Annotated in this window: 19 protein-coding genes; 10 read left to right on the top strand and 9 right to left on the bottom strand. The window is 67.7% G+C overall.

Going from position 1 to position 24034, the window contains the following annotated elements; genetic code table 11:
* Window positions 1-2 precede the first annotated feature (2 nt).
* Window positions 3-872: a substrate-binding periplasmic protein gene (locus tag MSPGM_RS06485; protein WP_003602765.1), complete on the bottom strand. Its 870-nt coding sequence runs from the start codon at window positions 870-872 to the stop codon at window positions 3-5.
* A 14-nt stretch (window positions 873-886) separates the two neighbouring features.
* Window positions 887-1309, bottom strand: a complete 423-nt coding sequence (pedF, locus tag MSPGM_RS06480) for a cytochrome c-550 PedF (protein WP_003602763.1) — start codon at window positions 1307-1309, stop codon at window positions 887-889.
* A gap of 161 nt (window positions 1310-1470) precedes the next feature.
* On the opposite strand from pedF, the gene MSPGM_RS06475 reads away from it, so the two are divergent.
* Genes MSPGM_RS06475 through MSPGM_RS06455 form a run of 5 tightly spaced genes read left to right on the top strand, consistent with a single transcriptional unit; the run spans window position 1471 to window position 7709 of the window.
* Entirely contained in the window at window positions 1471-2697 is a 1227-nt protein-coding gene (locus tag MSPGM_RS06475; protein ID WP_003602760.1) for an ABC transporter substrate-binding protein, read from the top strand.
* 47 nt (window positions 2698-2744) lie between these two features.
* Window positions 2745-3758, top strand: a complete 1014-nt coding sequence (locus MSPGM_RS06470; protein WP_012752350.1) for a YVTN family beta-propeller repeat protein — start codon at window positions 2745-2747, stop codon at window positions 3756-3758.
* Window positions 3755-5872 (top strand): 4Fe-4S binding protein, encoded by a 2118-nt coding sequence (locus MSPGM_RS06465; protein ID WP_012752349.1) that lies wholly within the window; start codon window positions 3755-3757, stop codon window positions 5870-5872. The genes MSPGM_RS06470 and MSPGM_RS06465 overlap by 4 nt, the downstream gene beginning before the upstream one ends.
* A 4-nt stretch (window positions 5873-5876) precedes the next feature.
* Window positions 5877-6857, top strand: a complete 981-nt coding sequence (locus MSPGM_RS06460) for an FAD:protein FMN transferase (protein WP_012752348.1) — start codon at window positions 5877-5879, stop codon at window positions 6855-6857.
* A 12-nt stretch (window positions 6858-6869) separates the two neighbouring features.
* Window positions 6870-7709, top strand: coding sequence for a DUF1194 domain-containing protein (locus tag MSPGM_RS06455; RefSeq protein WP_003601948.1), 840 nt, complete (start codon window positions 6870-6872; stop codon window positions 7707-7709).
* A 171-nt stretch (window positions 7710-7880) separates the two neighbouring features.
* On the opposite strand, the gene MSPGM_RS06450 is transcribed toward MSPGM_RS06455, so the two are convergent.
* On the bottom strand, window positions 7881-10316 hold the full coding sequence (locus MSPGM_RS06450) for a putative bifunctional diguanylate cyclase/phosphodiesterase (protein WP_003601947.1): 2436 nt from the start codon (window positions 10314-10316) through the stop codon (window positions 7881-7883).
* Window positions 10306-11721, bottom strand: a complete 1416-nt coding sequence (locus MSPGM_RS06445; protein ID WP_003601946.1) for a cytochrome P450 — start codon at window positions 11719-11721, stop codon at window positions 10306-10308. The genes MSPGM_RS06450 and MSPGM_RS06445 overlap by 11 nt, the downstream gene beginning before the upstream one ends.
* Window positions 11722-12246: 525 nt before the next feature.
* Here MSPGM_RS06445 and MSPGM_RS06440 point away from each other — a divergent pair.
* Both MSPGM_RS06440 and MSPGM_RS06435 read left to right on the top strand, forming a co-directional pair.
* The gene (locus MSPGM_RS06440; RefSeq protein WP_261926229.1) at window positions 12247-15741 is read left to right on the top strand and encodes a PAS domain S-box protein; all 3495 of its coding nucleotides are present in this window, start codon (window positions 12247-12249) and stop codon (window positions 15739-15741) included.
* A 955-nt stretch (window positions 15742-16696) separates the two neighbouring features.
* Window positions 16697-17587, top strand: a complete 891-nt coding sequence (locus MSPGM_RS06435) for an alpha/beta hydrolase (protein ID WP_003601944.1) — start codon at window positions 16697-16699, stop codon at window positions 17585-17587.
* An 87-nt stretch (window positions 17588-17674) separates the two neighbouring features.
* Here the strand turns inward: MSPGM_RS06435 and MSPGM_RS06430 are convergent, their stop codons facing one another.
* The 4 genes from MSPGM_RS06430 to MSPGM_RS06415 all read right to left on the bottom strand — a co-directional run bounded on the left by MSPGM_RS06430 (window position 17675) and on the right by MSPGM_RS06415 (window position 19548).
* The gene (locus MSPGM_RS06430) at window positions 17675-17917 is read right to left on the bottom strand and encodes a hypothetical protein (RefSeq protein ID WP_003601943.1); all 243 of its coding nucleotides are present in this window, start codon (window positions 17915-17917) and stop codon (window positions 17675-17677) included.
* 57 nt (window positions 17918-17974) lie between these two features.
* Window positions 17975-18154, bottom strand: a complete 180-nt coding sequence (locus MSPGM_RS06425) for a hypothetical protein (protein WP_003601942.1) — start codon at window positions 18152-18154, stop codon at window positions 17975-17977.
* Window positions 18155-18238: 84 nt separating this feature from the next.
* Entirely contained in the window at window positions 18239-19003 is a 765-nt protein-coding gene (locus MSPGM_RS06420) for an SDR family NAD(P)-dependent oxidoreductase (RefSeq protein ID WP_003601941.1), read from the bottom strand.
* Between the two features lie 113 nt (window positions 19004-19116).
* Window positions 19117-19548 carry a hypothetical protein gene (locus tag MSPGM_RS06415; RefSeq protein WP_003601940.1) on the bottom strand — a complete coding sequence of 144 codons (432 nt, stop codon included), beginning with the start codon at window positions 19546-19548 and terminating at the stop codon, window positions 19117-19119.
* A gap of 1069 nt (window positions 19549-20617) precedes the next feature.
* Between MSPGM_RS06415 and MSPGM_RS06410 the strand changes: the two genes are divergently transcribed.
* Window positions 20618-20863 carry a hypothetical protein gene (locus MSPGM_RS06410; RefSeq protein WP_012252957.1) on the top strand — a complete coding sequence of 82 codons (246 nt, stop codon included), beginning with the start codon at window positions 20618-20620 and terminating at the stop codon, window positions 20861-20863.
* 223 nt (window positions 20864-21086) lie between these two features.
* Here MSPGM_RS06410 and MSPGM_RS06405 read toward each other — a convergent pair whose 3' ends face one another.
* Window positions 21087-21554 carry a 5' nucleotidase, NT5C type gene (locus tag MSPGM_RS06405; protein ID WP_012752338.1) on the bottom strand — a complete coding sequence of 156 codons (468 nt, stop codon included), beginning with the start codon at window positions 21552-21554 and terminating at the stop codon, window positions 21087-21089.
* A gap of 271 nt (window positions 21555-21825) precedes the next feature.
* On the opposite strand from MSPGM_RS06405, the gene MSPGM_RS06400 reads away from it, so the two are divergent.
* Both MSPGM_RS06400 and MSPGM_RS06395 read left to right on the top strand, forming a co-directional pair.
* Complete coding sequence (locus MSPGM_RS06400; RefSeq protein WP_003601935.1) at window positions 21826-22464, top strand: 2,3-bisphosphoglycerate-dependent phosphoglycerate mutase; 639 nt, start codon at window positions 21826-21828, stop codon at window positions 22462-22464.
* 382 nt (window positions 22465-22846) lie between these two features.
* Complete coding sequence (locus MSPGM_RS06395; RefSeq protein ID WP_261925852.1) at window positions 22847-23851, top strand: IS481 family transposase; 1005 nt, start codon at window positions 22847-22849, stop codon at window positions 23849-23851.
* The last annotated feature ends 183 nt before the right edge of the window (window positions 23852-24034 follow it).

Raw genomic sequence — 24034 nt, 5'->3', positions numbered from 1 at the left:
GATCAGTACCCTTGCGGCGCGGTGTAGGTGACACCGTAGGTCGCGCAGATCGCCTTGAGGCGTCCCTCCTGCGCCAGGGCGGCGAGGGCATCGCCGACCGCGTAGGCGAGGTCGCGGGAATCGCTGCGCACCGCGCCGCCGAGATCCCAGCGCGTCCGCACGAGCCCGGGGATCGGCACCTCGACCACGGGATTGTCCTCCCCCGCAGCGCCGGCCGCCGCCAGCGCCGCCTCGATTCCCGCGCGGGTGCCGGCCAGAATCGGGGTCTCGCCCGCGAGGTAGGCCTTCGCCGCCTCGTCGAAGCTGCGGAAATGCCGGATCTGGCCGCGGAAACGGCCGCCCTCGGCGTTCATCAGTAGGCTGTCGGAGGCGCTCGTGCCCTCGACCGCGACGCTGTGGCCCTCTAGGTCGCGCACGCCCTCGAACCCCTCGATCCGGCCGCGGTGATAGGCGAAGGCCAGCCGCTGCTCGAAATAGGGATTGGTCAGGAAGATCTGCTCGTTGCGGGTGGCCAGGATGCGGTCATGGGGCACGTGCAGCATCAGGTCGGCGAGCGGCGTGCCGGCGAGGTCGCCTCGCCACAGGTTCAGCCGGAAATCGCCGTCGACGTTCTCGCCCGCATCGACCACCCGCAGGTCGAGCTTCAGCTTGAGCCGCTCGGCGATGGCCTGGGCGATGTCGGCGTCGATGCCGCGGGGCAAGGCCTTCCCCGCTTCCGAGAAGGGCCGGTTGTCGTCGTAGATCGCCACGCGCAGGACGCCGGAGGCCATCACTTCGTCGAGCGGACGCGCGGCGGCGGCCATCCCAGTGATCGCCCCGGCGGCGATCAGGCATGCGAGGGCGGCAAGGCCGCGGCGGCGCGAGGGGCGCATCGGCGACGGGCTCTCTACTCTTCGTGCTTGGCTTCGATGTAGGTGCGGATCGCCCACAGGGCCTCCTGCGACAGCACACCCTCAAAAGCCGGCATCTTCATCACGCCGTTGGTGGTTGCGCCGTGGCGGACGCGCTCGACGAAGTACTCGTCGCCCTCCTTGCCGAGCGGCAGGTAGCGCAAGTCCGGCGCCAGACCGCCGGAGATCACCTGAAGGCCGTGACAGCGGGCGCAGTTCTGGTTGAACCCGGAATCGCCGATGGTGATCGCCTTCGCGTCGCCGCGATAAGGATTCTCCTCGCGCCATGTCTCGCCCAGAGGCGCAAGGCCGGCGGTATCCACGGGCTGCGGCTGCACATCGCCATGGCCGAGGGCGGCGGAGACGGACAGGACAAGGCCGACGGCGAGGAGCCCGCCCTTGAGGGGTGCAGCCTTCATTCTCATTCCTCCCATTCTTGAGAGGAGGGTTAGCAAGCGCGCCCGGCCGAACCCATTGTGCTTTGGTAGGGGGCGGTCGGTAGCACCTTGGTCCAATACCGGGACTGCCCCGTTCGCACGTATCACTCTCCCAACAACAATCGGGAGGCGAGCAGAGCGCGATGCTGGCGCGGCTCGGGAAACGGCACGGCGGCCCGCTTCGGGCAACGAAGCCGCGGCGCAGGGCGCGCAGCGTCGGGCTGATTCTGCTCGGCCTGCTGCCCGTCGCGGCCCAGGCCGAGCCGCTGGCGATCCACTACCTCGAGCGGCGCATTGAGCGCGCGACGCCCCTCAACAACGAAGACCCGATCCCTGATGATGAGGGGCTGAAGGGCGCCGAACTCGGGCTCAAGGATTCGAACGCCACCGGCCGGTTCGTCTCGTTGACCTTCACCCTCGACAGCCGCGTCGTCGGGCCCGACGAGGATCTTCGCGCCGCCTTCCGCGCGCTTGGCGAGACGCCCCGCTTCGTCGTTCTGAATGTGCCGGCCGAGGACGTGCTGGCGCTCGCCGACATGCCCGAGGCCAAGGGCACCGTGTTCCTCAATGTCGGCGCGCCGGATGCGCGCCTGCGCGAGGCCGATTGCCGGCCGCGCCTGCTCCACGTCCTGCCCTCGCGGGCGATGCTCGCCGACGCACTGGTGCAGTTCCTCGCCTACAAGCGCTGGACCCGCATCCTGCTGCTCTCCGGCCCGGCTCCGGCCGACGCCCTCTATGCCGAAGCGGTGAAGAAGAGCGCCAAGAAGTTCGGCGCGCGGATCGTGGCCGAATCCCGCTTCGACCCGCAGGGGGGCGACACCCGCGACACCGCTTTGCGCGAATTCGTGCTGCCCACCCGCGGCCCGGAGCACGACGTGGTCGCGGTGGCCGACGAGGCGGGGGCGTTCGGGGCGAACCTCGTCTACAACACCGCCGCGGCCCGACCCGTGGTCGGCACGCAGGGCCTCACCCCGGCGGCCTGGGGGCGTCCGGTCGAGGCCTGGGCGGCGGTGCAGCTCCAGACCCGGTTCCGGCGGCTCGCGGGGCGGGCGATGCGCCCGATCGATTACGCCGGCTGGATGGCGGTGCACGCGCTCGGCGAGGCGGCGGTGCAGGCGCGCAGCACCGATCCCGACACGGTGGCGGCCCTCATGCTGTCGCCACGCTTCGAGGTCGGCGGCTTCAAGGGGCGCCCCTTGAGCTTCCGCGCCTGGGACGGGCAGTTGCGCCAGCCGGTCTTCCTGCTCTGGCCGGGTGCGGTGACGGCGACCGCGCCGATCGAGGGCTTCCAGCACCACCGCACCGAACTCGACACGCTCGGCCCCGACGAGCCGGAGAGCGCGTGCCGGGCTTTCCGGAAACCGGGCTGATGCGCGTGCCATCCGCTAACGCCGCATACGAGAACGGAAGGTTCCGCATGAGCCGCGCTTGGACCGCACGCCTTCTCCTCTGCGCCGGCTTGCTCGGCCTCGCGGCGGGATCGGCGAAGGCGGAGGAAATCTTCGTCTCGAACGAGCGCGACAACACCGTCTCGGTGATCGACGGGACCTCGCTCGACGTGGTCCGCACCTTCCCCGTCGGCCGGCGCCCGCGCGGGCTCACCTTCTCGCGCGACGGACGCACGCTCTACGTCTGCGCCAGCGATTCCGACGCGGTGCAGGTGATCGACCCCGAGACGGGGGCGCTACGCCACAACCTGCCCTCCGGCGAGGATCCGGAGCAGTTCGCGCTGGCGCCCGACGACCGCACCCTGTTCATCGCCAACGAGGAGAACGCCACCACCACGGTCGTGGACGCGCAGACGCGCAAGGTGCTGGCGCAGATCGATGTCGGCATCGAGCCCGAGGGCATGGCGGTGAGCCCGGACGGCAAGATCGCCGTCACCACCTCCGAGACCACCAACATGGTCCATTGGATCGACGTGCCGACGCTCACGGCCACCGACGCGACCCCCGTGGGCCAACGCCCGCGCGCCGCCGCCTTCTCGGCGGACGGACGGATGCTGTGGGCCTCCTCCGAGATCGGCGGCACGGTCGCGGTGATCGACACCGCCAGCCGCAAGGTGGTCGAGACCATCGAATTCGCCGTGAAGGGCATTGCCGCCGACCGGCTCCAGCCGGTGGGCATCACCCTGACCCGGGACGGGCGCTTCGCCTTCGTCGCGCTCGGCCCCTCCGACCGCGTCGCGGTGATCGACGCCAAGACCTACAAGGTCTTGAACTACATCCTCGTCGGACGCCGGGTCTGGCAGCTTGCGATGACGCCGGACGAGTCGCGACTGTTCACGACCAACGGCGTCTCGGGCGACGTCACCGTGATCGACGTGGCGACCCAGCGCCCGATCCGCAGCGTCAAGGTCGGCCGCTTCCCCTGGGGTGTCGCCGTGCGCCCAGCCGCCACGCCCGAGCGGGCCGCGGGCGCCGCCCCGTGACACGATCTGGACGCGGCGACATCGCATCGAACGTCCTGCGGTCAGCGCTGCTCGCACTGCTTGCCCTGCTCCTGGCCGTCCCGTTGGCCACGGCGGGCACCCTCGACCGGGCCGGGGTGGAGCGCCACTTTCCCGCGCCGCTCGTCGTGGGCGAGCGCGACACGACGCTGCCGGTCTGGCCGATCCTGAAGCAGGAGGCCGGCAGCTACGAAGTCTTCGCCTACGCCTTCGAGTCGATCGACCTCGCGCCGATCCCCGGTTTCGGCGGCACGCCGCCCGATCTCCTCGTGGCGCTCGCCCCCGACGGCACGTTCCGCGACGTGAAGGTGATCTCCCACCACGAGCCGGTGTTTCTGGAAGGGCTCGGCTCGGAGCCGCTGTTCGCTTTCGTGGAGCAGTATGTCGGCCTGTCCGCCCGCCGCCCGATCCGGGTCGGGCGGCCGAACGCCCGCGGCTCGGGTGCTGCGCCGCAGACCACGGTCGACGGCATCTCGATGGCCACCGCCTCGACGCGGGTGATCAACGAATCAATCCTCGCCGCCTCCCTCGCGGTCGCGCGGGCGAAGCTCGGGTTCGGGGCCGCCAATCTCGGCCTGAAGGTCGAGGCGCGGCCCGATACCGGCGAAGCCCTGACGGTGGCCGAGTTGACCGCGCGGGGCTGGCTCCGGCGGCTGACCGTCACCAACGCGGGGGCCGAGGCCGCCTTCCGCGACGCAGGCGTGGCGGGCGCCGGTGACGGCCCGGCCGAGGCGCCGTTGGTCTACCTGACCTTCGCTTACCTCAACGTGCCGGCGATCGGCCGCGCCCTGCTCGGGGCCGAACGCTTCGCCGCCCTGACCCGCGAATTCGGGCCCGGCGACCACGCGGTGCTGGTGGTGAGCCACGGCCCCGAGAACCCGCTCGGCGACGAGTTCGTGCTCGGCTCGATCCCCGACCGGCTGACGGTGACGCAAGGCGGCCTCGCGGTGAATGCCCGCGACATGGCGATCGAGCGGCGCGGGGCCGCCCCCGGCCTGCCGGACGGGCCCTGGACGATCCTTCGCATCACCGGAGCGGCAGGCTTCGACCCCTCCGCGCCCTGGACGCTGAGCGCGAAGATCGTGCGCGAGCGCGGCCAGATCTTTCCGGAAAAAATCGCGCGCGAGTTCTCTGCCGATTACGCGCTCCCGGCCGAGCTGTTCATCCGCGAGGCGGCGGAGGCGGGGCCGAGCTGGACCGATCCGTGGCGGGCGCGCGGCGTCGAACTCGGCGTGATCACCCTGGCCCTTGCCGGGCTGGTGCCGGTGCTGGCGCGCCAGCGCGGCCTCGTGGCGGACCGGCGCCGCTTTCCGGTGTTCCGGCTCGCCTACCTCGCCTTCACGCTGCTCTTCATCGGCTGGTACGCCCAGGCGCAGCTCTCCATCGTGACGCTCGTCGGCCTCGTGCGTGCCGCGACCGTGACGCACGACCTCACCTTCCTGCTCTACGACCCGCCCTCGCTGCTGCTCTGGGCTTTCGTCATCGCCACCCTCGTCGTCTGGGGGCGCGGCACGTTCTGCGGCTGGCTCTGCCCGTTCGGCGCCTTGCAGGAATTTGTTGCGTGGCTGGCCAAGCCCCTGCGCATACGGCCGGTCGCGGTACCACCACGGCTCGACCGCGCCTTGCGGCAGGTGAAATACGTCCTACTCGCCGGCATCCTCATCGCCGCCGCGACGGGCTCGCCGCTCGCCGACAGCCTGTCCGAAGCCGAGCCGTTCAAGACGGCGATCACCCTGTACTTCGTGCGGGCTTGGCCATTCGTCGCCTACGCGCTCGGCCTGCTCGTCCTCAACCTGTTCGTCTACAAGGGCTTCTGCCGCTACCTGTGCCCGCTCGGCGCGAGTCTCGCCGTCCTCGGGCGCCTGCGGCTGCTCGACTGGATTCCGCGCAGGGCCGAATGCGGCAGCCCGTGCCAGCTCTGCAAGGTGCGCTGCCGCTACGGGGCGATCCGCCCCGACGGCCGCATCGACTATCCCGAGTGCTTCCAGTGCATGGATTGCGTCACGATCATCCACGATCCCGGTCAATGCGTACCGGAGGTGCTGGCGCATCGGCGCGGAAAGCGGATCGTGCCGCAGCCGGTCGCGGCGGAGTGAGGCCATGCCGGTGCCTGCACGCACGCCCCGCCGCCGCGTCCTCCTCGGCATGGCCGGGCTCGCCGCCCTGGCGGGTTTCGGCGGCCCGGCCGCTTTCCGCACGCTGGCCGCAGAGCGAGGATTGGCGACCCGCACCCGCGCGGGCCTCGCCTTCGGCACCACCGTCGCGCTCACCGCCGCCGGTCCCGACCCGGCCGCGCTCGACGCCGCCCTCTCCGACGGGTTTGCCGCGATGCGCGCGGTCGAGGCCGCCGCGAGCCTGTTTCGCGCCGACAGCGCCCTTTCGCACCTCAACCGCGCCGGGCGGCTCGATGCACCACCCGCCGATCTCACGGCGATGCTGGGCTTCGCCCTCGACCTCGCGCAGCGGACCGGCGGGGCGTTCGATCCCACCGTGCAGCCGCTCTGGCCGGCCTGGGCCGGTGCCGCTGCGCGCGGAGAACAGCCGGATCCGAAGGTTCTACGCGATGCCCTCGCCCGGATCGGCTGGCGCCGCGTCGTGCTGAGGCCGGAGCGTATCGTCTTGGAGCCCGGCACGGCGCTGACGCTGAACGCCCTGATCCAGGGCTATGCCGCCGACCGGGTGATGGCGGCTCTGCGGGCGCGGGGCATCACGGACGCCTTCGTCGATACCGGCGAGTTCGGCGCGATCGGCACGCATCCCGACGGCACGCCGTGGCAGCTCGGCATCGCCGATCCGCGCCGGCCTGAGGCACTGACGGCGACGATCACCCCGTTCTCGGGCTTTGCCGCGACCTCGGGGGATTACGCCATGAGCTTCTCGCCTGACCGCGCCGACCACCACATCTTCGATCCCACCACCGGACGCTCGCCGCGCGGCCTTGCCTCCGTGACCGTCACGGCCGAAACCGGCCTTGTCGCGGACGGCCTGTCCACGGCCTGCATGGTGCTCGGACCCGAGGCAGGCGGGCGGCTCGTGGCGCAGTGGCCGGGCTGCTCCATCCGCTTCGTCGGCAAAGCCTGATCGCGAGCACCGATGATGCGCCCCATCCGACCCGGCCTCCGCGGAGACCTTGCAAGGACGCTTCGCCGTGTCGTCCGAACCGGCTTCGCGGCCACGACGGCGCTCCTGATCGGCCCGACCGCCGACGGCGCCAGGGCCGAACCGGCGGCCGCCGCCGCGGTCGCCCTCGTCGTCTCCGTCGACGTGTCGCAATCGGTCGATGACAGCCGCTTCGTTCTGCAGATGGAGGGCATCGCCGAGGCTCTGGAGGATCCGGGCGTGATCGCGGCGATGACCGGCCATCCCGGCGGCACGCTCTTCGCCATGGTCACCTGGGCCGACCGCGCGGGCCTCGCCGTGGGCTGGCGGCGGATCGCCAGCCGTGCCGACGCGTTCGCAGCCGCGGCCCAGGTCCGTGTCACGCCCCGGCAATCGGGCGAGTTCACCTGTCTCGGCCAGATGTTCCGCACCGTGACCGCAAGCGTCCTTCCGGCAATGCCGGTTCCGGCGGAGCGGATCGTTGTCGACGTCTCGGGCGACGGCATCGACAACTGTACCGATCCCGAGAATCTCGAAACGGAGCGGACGGCGCTTCTGGCGGCCGGCGCCACAATCAACGGCCTGCCGATCCTGGTCCCGGGCGAGAACGATGTCGTCGGCGCCGGAGCCTACCGGGCTCCGGGCTACGGACTGCGCGCCACGCCGCTCCCGCAGGAGCGCACGGATCTGACGCAGTGGTACAGGTCCCACGTCGTGGCCGGTCCCGGCGCCTTTCTCCTGAAAGCAGCGGGCTACGGCGACTTCTCGCGGGCCCTGCGGCGGAAATTCGTGATCGAAGTCAGCGGCCTCGCGCCGGGTCGGCGCGACGAGTGACCCCGTTTCGTCGGCGCTCGCAATCAGGCGACGGGTTCAAGCGAAACGGGATCTGGCGGAACGCCCTGCCGTTCGGAGCAGGAAAGGTCCTCGGTACGAGGGCGATCCAGGGACCAAGGTCGGCGGCCGGCAAAAGCCCGCCGCCATGGCCGACGTTCCCGCGCCGTCCCGTCAGGCGACGTTCCGGACAGGTTGCCGCGCCTGCCTGACGGCCTGGGGGATGAGTTCGATCAGCCCGGTGACCTCGCCGGAGGGGCGGGCCGGGCTGTAAAGGAAGCCCTGCGCGCTGTTGCAGCGCCGCAGCCGAAGCAGTTCCGCCTGCTGCTCCGTCTCGACGCCCTCGACGGTGACGTCGATCCTGAGGTCGCCCGCGATGACCATGATCGCCTTGATCACGGCCAGGCATTCCGGCCGGCTGCTCAGGTCGCGCACGAAGGCCCGGTCGATCTTGATCTTGTCGACACGGTATTGGGTCAGGTAGCTCAGCGACGAGTAGCCCGTCCCGAAATCGTCGAGAGCGATCCGCACCCCCTTCGCACGCAGCGCCTGAAGGTTTTCCAGGACATGCGGTGTGTTGGCGAGGAAGATCGACTCCGTGATCTCGATCTCGAGTCGCTCCGGCGCGAGCCCTGTCGCGTCGAGGGCCGCCTCGACCTCCTGGAAGAAGTCGGGGAGACGGAAGTGGGTCGATGAGATGTTCACGGCAACCCGCATCGGCACAGGCCATGTCAGGGCTTCCGCACAGGCCGTCCGCAAGGCCCAGCGCCCGATCGTGATGACGAAGCCGGTGCTCTCGGCAATCGGGATCAACTCGGCGGGCGAGACGGGGCCAAGGCCGGGCCGGGTCCAGCGCAGCAACGCCTCGCATCCCACGACCTCGCCGTCCTGCAGGCTCACGAGCGGCTGGTAGTGCAGCTCCATCTCGCCGTTCGTCAGGCCGGCCCGCATGGCGCTGTCCAGCTCCCGCCAGCGCTGGACGCGGCGTTCGAGATCGGCCTCGAAGCATTGCCAGCGGCCCCTGCCGGCCTCCTTGGCGGTATAGAGGGCGAGGTCGGCCTTCCGCATCAGGTCCTGAAGCTCGGTCGCGTCCTGCGGTGCCCGTGCGATCCCGATGCTGACGCCGATCTCGGCCTGCATGCCCTCGATGAGGTAGGGCCGGTGCAGGGACGCGATGACAGCCTCGGCCAAGATTTCCGCCTCCGCGCTCTCTCGGCTAAGGTGCAGGATCGCGAACTCGTCGCCGCCGAGGCGGAACACTTGCGCGTTCGCATCGACGCTGGCGCACAGGCGGTCGGCGACCTGCCGCAGGAGGTCGTCACCCGCACAATGGCCGGCCGTGTCGTTGACCTTCTTGAAGCCGTCGAGGTCGAGATACAGCAGGTGGACGCGTGGGCCTCCGCTCATGGAAGCCGTGCAGGCCTCCCCCGCCACATCGTGGAAAACGGCCCGGTTCGACAGTCCCGTCAGAGGATCGCGCGTGGCGAGATAGGCGATGTGGGCGTCCGCCTCCCGGCGTTGCGTCACGTCGGAGCCGACGCCGCGGAACCCTGCTAAGGTCCCGCGCTGATCGGTGAAGGGCTTGCCGCTCAACGCGAGCCACCGCAGGCCGGTCGGGGTCTCGATCGCGACGAGGCACTCGTGGAAGGCTTTGCCCTGCCGAAGATGGCTGAGCAGGTCTGGGGTCCGATCCTCGTCCCGGTCCTCCCCGGCGCGGAGCAGATCCCGGAACGAACTGCGCTGAAGCCGCTCGATCGGGCAGCCCAGAGCGTCGGCCATCCGCGGCGACACGTGCTGGAAACGGCCGGTTTCGTTCGTCTCCCAGAGCCAGTCGCTCGTGTTCTCCTCGAACTCGTTGAGGAGAAGGCCGATGGTCTCGCTCTGATCCTCGACGCGGACGCGGTCCAGGATGCGCTGACGCGAGAGACGGCTCATCCGGTGGACACTCACCCCGACGAAGGTCGCGTAGACGAGGAGCAGGACGGCGATGCTCAGAGCAATCGGCTCGCCGCTGCGGGCCAGCCCGATGAAGCTGCCGACGATCACCGGAATCGCGAAGAGGTAGGAGACCGACAGGAGCGGCCCGACGACATAGGCGTCCGAGATCAGGCCGGCGGCGATACTGACGACGAGCAGCCGCTCGTCGCTGCTGGCTGAGCAGAAGAGCACGACCGGCATGGTGGCCCAGGCCAGACCCAGGGCGAGAGCGAACCCGGCGGAGATCCGGTAGCCGCGCCCGACGCCGACCTCGGTGACGGCGTCGCCGTAGAGGCGCTGGTAGAGCCAGGTCGTGTAGATGGTCGCCGCGATCACCACGGCGACGACGGCGAGCAGACCAAGCAGATAGGCACGCGGCGCCGAATCCCAGAAGAAGTAGGCGACCGCGACCGCGATGATCAGGTGGGTGACAGCGGAGTAGTTGGCGAGCTTCAAGGTCTCGTCGAGCAATCCGGCGCGAACCTGCAGGCTGTAGCGCGCCGGCAGCCCGTCGAGCGTGTCGATGCGCCGAAGCCGATTGATCAAGGCACTGAAGCTCTGCGTCGATGTCGTGGTGTCGTCCGATGTCGTCGTGCCGTCGCGGCGCATCTCGGGGACGGGATCAGTGGGCATGACGCGGGACAACTTTCATCTTCATGCCGCCCTTAGGCCGAAGCGTCACACGAAACTGCGTCGCCGGCATCTCCGCCTTCGCGGGCACGAAGCGGAAGGCTGGCAGAAGCGTGGCGAGGATGACGAGACACTCCGTCAGCGCGAGGCCCATGCCGATGCAGACGCGCGGCCCGGCGCCGAACGGCAGGTAGGCGTAGCGATCGCGCGAGGCCGTCAGCTCCGGCGCGAACCGGTCCGGATCGAAGACATCCGGCCTATCCCACAGCGATTGGTGCCGGTGTAGGGCATAGACGGGCACATGCACCGATTCCCCGGCCGGGATGACCGTGTCGCCGAGGCGGACCTCCTCCGCCGTCCGACGGACGATCAGCGGTGCCGGCGGGTACAGGCGCATCACTTCAAGGACGACCTGCCGGGTGAAGGCGAGCCGGTCCAGCGCCTCGGGGGCCGGATCCGCACCGAGGCCTGCGATCTCATCGAGGATGCGAGCCTCGACCGCCGGGTGGTCGGCCAGCACCCGCAAGGTCCATGTCAGGGCCAGCGCCGTGGTCTCGTGGCCGGCCGCGACGAAGGTCAGCAGGTTGTCGATTAGGCTCTCGTCGGACAGGCGTTCCCCCGTCTCCGGGTCCTTCGCCTGCAACAACAGGCCGAGGAGGTCGGCACCGGGTTCGCCGCGCGAACGGCGCCGTTCGACCGTTCGGGCCACCTCGCTCCTGAGGTAACGGACCGCCCTCGCTCCCGCCCGCGCCCCCGGATGCGGCATCCAGGCCGGCGCCCGCAGCATCGAGAGCGCGATCTTCCAGGGAGTCTGCCCGAGATAGGCGTCGATCGCCCGTCCGAACGGCTCGACCTTCAACTGGCTGTCGCCCGATACCATCGTCGCAACGATGACGTCGAAGGTGGTGCGCATCATCTCCGGCAGGATGTCCCGTTCGCCGTCGAAGCGCGCATCCGCGGATCCGTGAGCGGACATCTGGCCGAGCCAGCGCAGGCGCGTGGCGTGGGCGGCCTCCGCCATGGCGGGGATGAAGGCCCGGACCCGGTCCGGCCGGAACATCGGGGCTGCCGTTCTGCGCTGCCCCCGCCAGTGCGGGCCGTCCGCCGTCAGGATACCGGACCCGAGGGCCGGCGCCAGCGCCCGCAGCATGAAAGGCTCGCGCTCCAGAGCTCCGGCCTGATCGACGATCAGGCTGCGGATATGCCCGGGCGCGCAGACATACGTCGTCCGCTGGCCGAGGAAGCGCGTTGTCACGAGCGGTCGCGTGTAAACCTCGTCGGGCCACGCCTCGATCAGGCTGCGAAGCATCGTGGCAAGCACGGACGGCAACGCGACCGCCTCGGCGAGCGCCTCCTGAAGCGGCGGACCGCCCGCCTCACATATCCGAAACGTTCCTGCGGATGACATATCGGCAACCTCTCCGTTGCGACCCTCCGCCACCATCGTTAAGTTTTTCGCAGTTCGTCCCTCGCGGATACGGTCAGACCAGACATTATTTCGACGACGAATTCATGTGATGAACGTTCGATTGACGCACTGCGCTCCGTAATAAACCTCACGTTACGCTCGGCTGCCGGATGGAAACCTTACCCGACGTGCGCTTTGGGTATCTTGCGTCTCCAAGGATATAATTTAGCATATTTCACCTCGAAAACTTGGATTGTGCTGTTGATTGCCGTGGCAAATCGTGGACAGTGCCAGATTAGGGCGGAAAGTTAAAGGTCTGAATTCAGTGTTGGGCGAAAGCATCGCTCGATGCACGGAAGCGAACGTTTCCTCACGCCGCGGCAAGCGATACGGTCCGCTCACGCTTCGGTGCCGCCGATCAGGCTCGGCCGGACAGGTTCGCTCATGACGACGTTATCCTCCTGCGGTAAGGGTCGAGCCAATCCGTCGCCGTCTGTTCGGGGGCGCCCACGGAAAGGATCGTTCGTGGCCTCGGTTCTGGCCTCCATTGCCAAGCATGCCTTCGTCGTCGACGGCGGCGAGACGGGCCGACTTGTCCGCTCGCGGGATTGGTCCGCGACTCCGCTCGGGCCGATTGAGGGTTGGCCGCCGACCCTGAAGACCGCGGTCAACATCATGCTCACGTCGCCGGGTCCGGTCTCGATCCTCTGGGGGCCTGAGCGCGTCCAGATCTACAACGACGCGTACATTCCGATCGCGGCGGAGCGGCACCCGGACGCCCTTGGCCAGCCGGTGGCCCAGAATTGGAGCGACGCTTACGAGGCGTTCCTCGCTCCCATCCTCGATCGTGTGTTCGATGGCCAGACGGTCCGGATCGACGAGTATGCGGTGCCGCTGAGGACGCCGTCAGGGCGTGTCGAGCAGCGGTTCTTCACCGGCAGCTTTCAGCCCCTGCATGATGAGACCGGGACGGTCGAAGGTGTCTTTCATCCGCTCTGCGAGGTGACCGGCAACAAGGCGGCCGCGGAAGACCAGCGCCGCGCCGAACAGGCGCTGCGCGAGAGCGAAACTCGCTACCGACAGATCGTCGAAGGTGCCGAAGACTACGCGATCGTGCGCCTCGACGATCGCGGGATCATCACCACGTGGAACACGGGCGCGGAGCGTCTCACGGGCTTTACGGAGCGCGATGCGATCGGGCAGCCTGGAGATATCCTGTTCACCCCCGAAGATCGGGCCCTGGGCCGGACTGAGGCCGAGTTGAACCGGGCGAGGAGCGACGGGCGAGCGCTGAACGAACGCTGGCACATGCGCAAGGACGGCAGCCGGTTCTGGGCCTCGGGGCTCATGATGCGTCTCGACGCGGACGGCGGCAGCTATCTCAACATGTTCCGCGACCGAACCGCCGAGCACGAGGCGGAGGCGGCGCTGGCCGCCGAAGTCGCGGCGCTCGGGCGGCTGCAGGAGGTGAGCACCCGGCTGGTCGGCGATGAGGCTCCGCAGGCGCTCTACGACGCGATCCTGACCGCCGCCGCCGACCTGATGGGGTCCGAATGCGCAAGCATCCAGATGCTGGATGCAGCCGGTGACCTCAAGCTCCTGGCGCACCGTGGCTACGATCCGCGCTCGGCGGCCTACTGGCAGACGGTGGACGCGCGTTCCGAGAGCACGTGCGGCCTTGCGATGACGACGGGCGCACGCGTGATCGTGCCCGACGTGGAGGATAGCGGCTTGGCCCATGGCAGCGGCGACCTTCAGTCCTACCGCTGGACGGGGATGCGCGCGATCCAGACGACGCCGCTGTTGTCCCGTTCGGGCAAGCCCATCGGCATGCTCTCGACGCACTGGAAGCACCCGTACACGCCTCCGGAGCGCGACCTCAAGCTCTTCGACGTGCTCGCCCGCCAGGCAGCCGACGCGATCGAGCGGACGTCGGCTCAGGCGAAACTGCGCGAAAGCGAGGCGAGGCAGGCGTTCCTGCTCTCGCTCTCGGACGCGATGCGCTCGCTCAAGACGCCGGCGGACATCGCCTCGCTGGCGGCCGAGCGTCTCGCCGAGCGTTTCAGCCTGAGCCGGGTGTTCTACGCCGAGTTCTTCGACAGCCTGATGCGGGTCGAGCGCGACTATACGAGGGGGGTCGGCTCGCTCGTCGGTGAGCACGACCTGGCGGCGTTCGGACCCGATCTGCTGCGCGCCTATCACGATAGCCCGATCGTCAAAGTCGACGACGTCCGCACGGACCTGCGGTTCAGTGAGGACGCGCGATCGGGGCTCCTTGCCCGGCAAGTCGGGGCCTACCTCGATGTGGTGCTGTTCGAGCACGAGCGGTGGGTGAGCGTGCTTGCCTTGCAGAGCGCCAAGCCCCGGAATTGGACATCCTCCGAAGAGGGTCTGTTCCGTGAGGTTGGCGAGCGCGTCAAAGCCGCCATCGAACGCGCGCGCGCCGAGGATCGACTTCGCGAGCTGAACGACACGCTTGAGCGGCGGGTCGCCGAGGCGCTTGCCGAGCGTAACATGCTCGCAAAGCTCGTCGAGATGACCGACGTCATGATCATGGCGATCGATCTCGACTACAACATCCTTGCCATCAATGCCGCGAATGCCGACGAGTTCGAGCGCATCTACGGCGTACGCCCGAAGGCAGGCGACAACATCTTGGCGCTGCTCGCCGACCAGCCGGAGCACCAGGAGCAGGTTCGGATTGGCTGGGCCCAGGGCATGCGCGGCGAGCCGGTCACCTTCGTTGAGGATTACGGCGACCCGACCCGTGTCCGCCCCTATTACGAGGTGAACTTCCGGCCCCTACGCGACGAAAGCGGCGAGCTGGTCGGCTTCTACCAATTTGTGACCGACGTCACGGACCGCTTGCGCCGGGAGGCGCAACTCGCCGAGGCGCATGACGCCCTGCGCCAGTCGCAGAAGATGGAGGCGATGGGTCAGCTGACCGGCGGTGTCGCGCACGACTTCAACAATCTGCTGACGCCGATCATCGGCTCGCTCGACATGCTGCAACGAAAGCAGCTCGGAAATGAGCGCGAGCAGCGCCTCATCGCCGGTGCGATGCAATCGGCCGAGCGGGCGAAGACGCTGGTCCAGCGGCTGCTCGCGTTTGCGCGTCGTCAGCCGCTGCAGCCGGTGCCGGTCGATGTGGCGAAGCTGGTCACCGGCATGGGCGAACTGGTCGCGAGCACCACCGGTCCGCAGATCAAGATCGTGGTGGAGGCCCCGGACGGCCTGCCGCCGGCCAAGGCCGACCCGAACCAGCTTGAGATGGCGCTTTTGAACCTTGCCGTGAATGCGCGGGATGCCATGATGGAGGGCGGCGGCACGCTCCGCATCTCGACCCGGGTGGAAGACGTAAGAGCGGGTCATCGTACCAAGCTACGGCCCGGCCCGTACCTTTGCTTGTCGGTCGCTGACACGGGCACGGGCATGGACGAGGCGACGATCGCACGCGCCGTCGAGCCGTTCTTCTCGACCAAGGGCGTCGGCAAGGGGACGGGTCTCGGACTTTCGATGGTGCATGGGCTTGCGTCCCAGCTCGGCGGCGCACTCGTGATCCAGAGCCGACCCGGGCTCGGCACCAATATCGAGCTCTGGCTGCCGCAAAGCACGGCGGGGCAAGAAGCGGTTAGGCCCGCGGCTGGGACGTCCGAGCTGCCGGCGACGCGCGGAACGGCGCTGCTCGTCGATGACGAGGAAGTCGTGCGGATCAGCACGGCGGATATGCTGACCGATCTGGGCTACGCGGTGGTGGAAGCCACTTCCGCGGAGGAGGCTCTCCATCTTGTCTACACGGGCGAGCACTTCGACCTTCTCGTGACCGATCACCTGATGCCGGGTATGAGCGGAACCGACCTGGCCCGCGCGATACGGACGGCCAAACCTGGCATGCCCGTCCTGCTGGTGTCCGGCTACGCCGAGCGCGAGGGCGTGGACCCAGACCTGGCGCGGCTGAACAAGCCGTTCCGAAAGGACGAACTCGCCTCGAGTCTCGCCCAGCTCATGACCGAACATTGATCGACGGCGTTTTCCGGCGCGCACCCAGAGCCGTATCCGACCTGATGGCATCGGGCCGGCGTCTCTCTGTCTTCGTTTTGACGCGCGTTCTTTCGACGAACCGGTGACCACTTCGCCGGAATGCGCTCTAAGCGGGCATGCACGGCGGTTTGACGTAGCGCGACAGGCCGAAGCAGGAGGTCGGAAGCTTGCACGCCCTCTTCGAAGTTTTCCGCCTCCCAGGCTCGCATCGAATTAAGCGAACGATCGTGGCGCTGGGCAAGCCCACGCAGCGCTCCGCGTGAGATACGCTTGTGCGACCTGCCGCTTGAACGCCACGCCGTCAGTCCGATCTTGAGCGATGATTTCGCCTCTTCCGGAAGCCCAGCGCGGCAGGTCAGTCGCACTCGACAAGTGCCTCTAGGTCCTTCAATAACTCAGCTGCCGCTATATTCGCTGGTCATCGTTGGTGGCTTCGCCGCGGCGCAAACGGGCTGCATCGGCTGCGCGGCGTCTTTGCGCCGTCATGGATGTCGGATCGAACGGCGCGTCCGTCGTCACACATCCTCCGACGTAACGTTGACTACTTGCCTCCCCGGCACCTGCGCACATAAGACGGCGTCCTAGACAAGCTCTAGGTCCGGACGCTTCCACCCTACCGCTGACATGCTCCAACGGACGGGATGGGATGCGAAGTCATAGAAGTTTGGATTGCTCTAAAGGGGCTATGCCTTTTGTTGCCGCGCTTGTCGGGAGCCAATCCTTGGCGAACAGCCTTGGGACGAATGGGCTGATCTCGCGTCCTTCGCACATCAAGCAACAGACAGCTTCCGAGTTAAACCGCATGAACCCCGGCGCCATCATCCGGCGGGGGTGCGTTGCGTGCCGGCGCCCGTCTACTATCGTGGCGGTGCAAGCGTCATCGTCGCCCATCTGGCGTTGAGGTGACACCCCGTCATCAGGCTGGGAGCGACACGTGGCGCCGAGCGACATTGACGTGATCCGGATTCGCCTCGCTGCCCATCCGCGACCTGCCGACTTGACTGAGCGGCGCGCTCGAGTCGACGCTCTCGCCGCCGACTACGCCTTGCCTCCGGATGTTCGGGTCGAGCCGATTGATGCTCATGGCGTGCCAGCGGAGTGGACGAGCACGCCCGCGGCCAATGGCGAACGCGTCATTCTATTCCTGCACGGGGGCGGCTACGTCTCCGGATCCCTGAAGAGCCACCGCCACATGGTCGCGCAGGCTGGCCGCGAAGCGCTGGCAAGCACCCTGGCGCTCGGCTACCGCCTCGCGCCGGAGCACCCGTTCCCGGCCGCGCTCGACGACGCGCTCACCGGCTACCGCTTTCTCCTGGCTTCGGGCATCGCGCCGGCACGGATCGCACTCGCGGGCGAGAGCGCGGGCGGCGGCCTCGCGCTCGCGACGGTCCTGTCCTTACGAGAGGCGGGCTTGCCTCTGCCCGGATGCCTCTGGCTGAGCTCGCCCTGGGTCGATCTTGCGCTGACAGGGGCTAGCATGGATTCCAAGGCTGCCGTCGATCCCCTGCTTGGCAGGACCTATCTCTCCGAGCTCGCGAGCCTCTATTTGAACGGTGCCGATGCGCTGGGGCCTCTCGTCTCACCGATCAACGCCGATCTCGCGGGGCTTCCGCCGATGCTGATCCAGGTCGGCTCCGCCGAGACGCTCCTGGACGATTCCGTGCGGCTTGCAGCCCTCGCGGGCGCTGCCGATATTGCCGTACACCTCGAGATCTGGCCTCACATGATCCACGCGTGGCATCTCTTCTACCAGGATGTCGCGGATGGCCGACGCTCCCTCGCGAGCGCCGGGACCTTCATCGAGAGCCGTCTCGACGGTCGTTGAACAGCCGGGACGCGACAGGCCGCTCCCCTCGACTGCGTGCCGTCTCTTCGGCCCTCAGCCCGGGAGCGTTCCGACCGCTCAAACATCTCAGAGTTTCAACACCGCGAGCGATTTCGCGGCCCCGCGCTGCTCCAGATCGAGACCGTGCTCTCGGATCTCCGCGTCGGTAAGTTCGCGCAGCACTTCGGCTTCGGCGTCGGCACCGACCGCCTCGGAGACGACCAGAAGGGCGTCCTGCTCGTCGCTTGCGACCACCAGAACCGGCACGGTCCTTGGTTCGCCTCCGTCCGGTCCCCGCGCCGTCACCTGCACACCGTAGGCCTTGTTCATTGTCTACCATTCCTGATCAGTATTGCGGCCGTCGCGGTTGCTCAGCTGGGAGCGGATTTACGGTCCTCCGGCGAGGGAGCCCGTGATCACCATGATCAACGCGTCGATATCGATCCGCCCATGGATGTCGACAAAGCCGTCCTCCGCGAGGCTGACCTTCGGTGCGGCATCCGTCGCCTCCGCTTGACGCTGAAGTTCAGTCACGATGGCGTCCCTGATCGTGGTCTGCAGGTCCATGATGTATCCTCCATATCGGGTCGTCCGACGTCGCATGTCCAAGCGTCGCGGTCGCGCAGGTTGAGAGACACGCCCTGCGAGGTCTCACGCCTGTTTCGGTTGCCCGTTCGATGCCGTGAGGCCGCCATCCACCGGCAGGTTCACGCCGGTGACGTAGCGCGCATCCTCGCTCGCCAAGAAGGCGATCACGTCGGCAACCTCATCGGGTTCGGCTCCACGGCCGAGGGGGATCCGCTCCGCGAAGCGCTTCATCAGGGCCGTGTCCCCCTTCATGTCCTCGGTCAGGTCGGTGAAGGTCAGGCCGGGATTGACCGCGTTGACCCGCACGCCTCTCTCGCCGAGCTCAAGCGCCAGCGAGCGCGTGAAGTTCGACACCGCACCCTTGGCCGCGTTGTAGAAGCTCATGTTCCAGTCGCCGCCGAGCCCCGATACGGACGAGACGTTGACGATATTGCCGCCGCTCCGGATCAGGTGCGGCAGGGCGGCGCGCGTGCAGAAAAACACGCCGTCCACGTCGATGGCCATGACCTTGCGCCAATCGGCGACGGACGCTTCAAGGAGCGGGCCGGTCGGAACGACGCCGGCATTGTTGACGAGGATGTCGAGACGGCCGAAGCGCTCGACGGCGGCGGCGATCAGAGCCTCGGCATCACCCTGATCGGACACGTCGCCGGTCTGCACCAGGACGCGATCCGGTTCGAGATCGGTGGTGACGCGCTCAAGCTTCTCCCGCGTGCGGCCGTTGAGCACGACCGATGCGCCGTCCTGCGCGAAGCGCCGCGCCGTCGCGGCCCCGATGCCGGAGCCTGATCCCGTCACGATCACCACCTTGCCGCTGAACCGGGTCATGTGCTGGGCTCCCCACGTCGTCGCTCATCGGTCGCTGCGGCCCCTGCGGGCGTTCGAGGTCATCTCGCGAGGCTAACCGGGCGAGGCGGCATTCGTTCTCGATCGCAAGGCCATCAAGGGGCGCCCTCGTCGTAGAAGGCGCGTCCGTGCTCCCTGTTTCGGTCCTCGCCCGTCGCGAGCCGGTCCGCCACGTAGCCGGTCACGAAGGCATAGATCGCCTTATGCAGGAGATCGATGCGCTGCTCGTCGAGTGGCCAGGTCCACGGCGGGGCACCGGCTCCCGTGACGTTCTCTAGGGCCTGATCATTGAACAGCCGTGCGTTCAGGAACAAGAAGGAGGCGACCGAACCTCGCATGCCGTGCTCGGCCATTAGGGCTCGAAGCGGGCCGAGGGCGATGCCCTGGCCCCAGTGCATGGCCCAGTTCATCACGATATCGTCTCGATCGGGCTGCGAGCGACCGAGCAGCCGTTGCAGCGTATGGGCCGGCACGAACGAGTTCGGCCGGCCGGTCAGGCTCTGCTCGATCTTCTCGGCGATGGTCATGGCCGCCACTCCAGCCGCCCCTGCCAACAGACCTCGGACCAGGACACCGCCGGACGACCCACTGCGCTTGTGTGCTCCAGGACGATCGGGATCGACATCAGGGCGAGCCATCGGCGAGATCCTTGGTCGGGCCGGCCGGCAGGTCATCGGCCGCGCCTTGAGGGGCCAACCCGGCGCTCGCCGTGCAAGTTCATCGACCAGTCGCCGCCGGCAGGGTCGCTTCGCCCACCGTCCGTCGTGGTGTCCTTTGTCGTGGATCCTGGCATCGAGATTGGTCGCGGCGGCACCGTCGGCGACGGCGAGATGGTCCACAGGATGGCTGCCCGAGCCCGCCCGTGATTCATTCCGGCTTCTGGCGCCGCAGAGGCTGAATGCCGGATGGCACCCACTCGTTCACGCTTGCCGCAGCGTTGCTCCATGCGCCGGAACGCGCCCAATCCGCCATCTGCCGGACACGCGCCCTCACATGAGCTTGGCGATCAGGAAGAACCCGAACCCCACGGCCAGGAGGCTTCTCGAGAGTCGGGCAAACGCGCTGACGCCCACGCCATCATCAAGCGCTCGCAGGTGGGCGACCTGCGCGAAGATCGCCGCCCAGTAGGCGGACCACAGGCTTAAGACAGCGCTGGTCAAGGTCGGTACGGCCCCGCTTCGCTCTCAGGCCTGCGCACGCCGTTCCCGCCGCCAGGACGCAATCGCGTGCTGTCGCGCCTCGAAGGCCCGCCGAACGGGTGTGCCGTCTTCCCCCCGTCCCTCGCAACCGTAGCCGAACCGGAGGACGCCGTCGGGACCGTAGAGGCGGACCATCTCGGATCGCCACGCGCGATCGGTTCGAGCCAGAACGGCTTCGGTCTCGTCCAATCGGTTCACGTCCATCGCGGTTATCCTGAGCATCGGGGATACCCGTTCAACGCGGTCCGATACGATCCGCTCCCCCGCACGCCTCGGCGAGCCTGTGCCATGAGAGGCCGCTTCCCCTCATTTTCCGAAAATCGGCGCCGGGCGAGATGCGGCACTTACAGCACGTGCGGAGCGCGAACCGAGAAGAGGGAGACGTCGTTGTGCACACATGTCCGACCCATCGTCTGCCCCAGCCTCCGACCAAGCCATCGACGCGCGCCGTCGCGAGATGGCGATCGAGCATCTCCTGTTCGGCACAATCCGCTTCGTCGCCAAGCGTCATCCCGATCTTCTGGATGAACTCGACGGTAGCCTCGACCACCTGTGGGACAAAGCCCATGGCGACGATCGAGACGACGAGGCGGTGCGGGAGGTGGCCCGACGCTTCCTCAAAAGCCTACGCGCCGAGCGTTAGCAGCCAGAGCGACGGCAGCCGCGATTGCGCGGATGCTCGTGACCTTCCGCAACAGTCAGGTTCCGATGCCGATCCGGTCGCTTCCGGACGGCCACGGGGCAAACAGCAATTCTCGCTCCGTGAGCTTCTGAGGAACGGCGAGAGCACGGGAGACGCGTCGTCGGCTGCTAGCTCCCTCTCGCGCTGCCCGAACGTTCGTTGAGCGTGCCTCAGCCCCGGGTGATCAGAGGAAGCCGTGGGCGCGCAGCGCTCGGATCGACGTGGCCGCGCCCTGATGATGGATGAAGACGCCACCGGCCTCTTCCCAGCGGTGCCGATGGGTGTCCCAATCGTCGACCAGCGCGTCGCCCGGACGGCAATGCTCGCGCTTCAGCGCAGCGGTCGTCGTGATCATCGGCGTGCCGGGGAAGTGGCGCTCGGCCCAGCACCGCTTCTGCGGCTCGGCCCAGTTCCCGCGGGGCAGACCAGTGAGGATGACGGGTTCGCAGGACCTGACGGCCTCGTAGAGCTCCCGCGCGTCCGGCAACACTGCAAGCTCCGCGAAGAAGTCAGGCTCCGCCGCCAGCCGGCTCCAGAATTGCCTCATCCCGAACCGGCGCTGAAAATCCTCCGGCGACATCCCGAGTACGCGTGACGCTCCGCCGTTGAAGTCGGCCAAGACTCCGTCGCAGTCAAGAAACACCGTCGGCATCCCCGCGCCCCACCCTCTCATTGTCCTGCCTTGGCGGTCGCGCGAGCGCGGCCAGATGGGTAACGAGGCGGCGCGGGTTTCGGATCACGGGCAACATGAAGCGCGACACTGCGCTCGGCTCAGCGCTCGGATCGAGACTTGAAGCGCCGGACCGCCAACGTCATAGGCGTCGCAGCCGGACAGCGACGGGGCGGAGCCATAGGGGACCTCCGCGCGTGCCGTCGCGACCTCGCGTCGAGACGCGACGGCGGCACCAAGCGGGCGGACGGACATGGACAGCACCACACATACTCTCGTGCTCGTGCGGCACGGCCAGAGCGAGGATAATGAGCGGGAGCTGTTTTCGGGTTTGCGAGATCCTGCCCTGACCGCTCGCGGCGTCAACGAAGCGCGTGCCGCCGGCCGCAGGCTGAAGACGCTCGGATATCGCTTCGACCACGCGTTCACGAGCCGGCTTCAGCGTGCTCAGCACACGCTCGCCCTGATCCTTGAGGAACTGAGCCAAACCGACCTACCCGTGCATGCGGACGCGGCCTTGAATGAACGAGACTACGGCGCGCTTGCCGGTTTGAATAAGACGGAGGCTCGTGCCCGGTTCGGCGTCAAGCAGGTCCGCTCCTGGCGGAAATCTTCCGACGCGGTGCCGCCCGGCGGCGAGAGCTTGGCCATGACGGCAGCGCGCCTGTGGCCGTTCTTCGAGCGTGCCATCGCACCTCGCGTTCGAAGCGGCAAATGCGTGCTCGTCGTTGCTCACGGAAACTCGCTACGATCCCTGCTCATGCGACTCGATCATGTCGCCCCCGCAGACATCGAAGATGTCAACATCGGCACAGCGGAGATGCTCATCTACCGCAGCAACGCAGATGATCAAACGCTCGTCCGGGCAGCTGCGATCGCTTGTTCGAGTTAGAGAGGAAGCCTAAGAAATCGGGTCGTCTCGCGTAGGGGCGAGTCGAGGCGGATGCCGCTCCGCTCGACCCGACCGGCTGCGCGACATCGGCCCCTGTGTCGGCGCTCATGCAAAGTGGCCGGTCAGTCCCTTTTGGACACCGATTGGCACCATCGAGGGCGACATGAGCTGGGAACTGCGCCGGCCGGGAGACCTCGAGGCCGCCCCCTGCTTCGTGCAACCCGATGACATGCCTGCCTGCGTACGGATCTCTCACGACCTCAGCAGGGACACCGCCAGCCCCTCACACGCCTCGGCCAATTTCATGGACCTCCAGCGAGTGAGCTAGATGTTCGGTCCCGCTGTGTGGTGATACAACTGATGCCGCATGGAGGGACGCGCTATGGGACAAGTTCTCCACGGCAGCGCCACGACGACTGAGACGGTCCGTCGGGCAATCCAAGCTCGTCAAGAGAGCGTGAGGGCCGCTGCCAAGCGCTACGGCATCAGCCCCACGACGGTGCAGAAGTGGCGCTCACGCCAGACCAGCACGGATGCACGGATGGGGCCGAAGGAGCCCCGCTCCAGCGTGCTCAGCCTGGAGGACGAGGCGGTCATCGTCGCCTTCCGGCGGCACACCCTGCTGCCGCTCGACGACTGCCTCTACGCGCTGCAGCCGAGCCTGCCGCATCTGACCCGCTCGTCACTCCACCGCTGCCTGCAGCGTCACGGCATCAGCCGCCTGCCGGATGTGGACGGCGACAAGCCTAAGCGGTCGCGCTTCAAGGCCTACCCGATCGGCTACTTTCACATCGACATCGCACAGGTCAGCACCGAACAGGGCAAGCTGCACCTGTTCGTGGCCATCGATCGCACGAGCAAGTTCGCATTCGTTCAACTGCACGGACGAGCAACTCAACGGATCGCGGCAGCCTTTCTACACGATCTGGTCGCCGCCGTGCCGTACACGATCCACACGGTGCTGACGGATAATGGCATCCAGTTCACCGACATCCATCCGGTGGACGAGGAGGCCGAGGCTAAGGCGGCAGCTTATTGGGCCGAACGCGACGAGCCACGCATCTACCGCTGGCACTCGTTCGAGTGGGCCTGCGAGCAGACCAAGATCGAGCATCGCCTGACCAAGCCGCGCTGCCCGTGGACGAATGGCCAAGTCGAGCGGATGAACCGCACCATCAAGGACGCCACGGTCAAGCGCTACCATTACACCAGCCATGACGAGTTGCGGCAGCACCTGCAGCTGTTCGTGGATGCCTACAACTACGGCCGCCGGCTCAAGACCCTGCGCGGCCTCACACCTTATGAGTTCATCTGCCAGACCTGGACGAAAGAGCCCGAACGCTTCAGGCTCGATCCGTCACACCACATGCCGGGACCGAACATCTAGTTAGCCGAGCATCTGACGGAGACGCGCAGCGGAGGGCTGCGCAGCTCGTGATGATTAGGCGAACGAGTGGAGCGATGAGGCTGAGCCCGCCGGAAAGATAATGTCTGATCGCGATCGTCGTAGCAGCATAATGCAAAATTGTTGAGTCTCAGCCAAGAGGTGCGGCAACCTATGCGCCGAGCG

Origin of the sequence: Methylorubrum sp. GM97, from assembly GCF_024347855.1 — a bacterium.
GTDB classification, from domain to species: domain Bacteria; phylum Pseudomonadota; class Alphaproteobacteria; order Rhizobiales; family Beijerinckiaceae; genus Methylobacterium; species Methylobacterium extorquens.
This window is presented reverse-complemented; position numbering and strand designations above follow the sequence as displayed.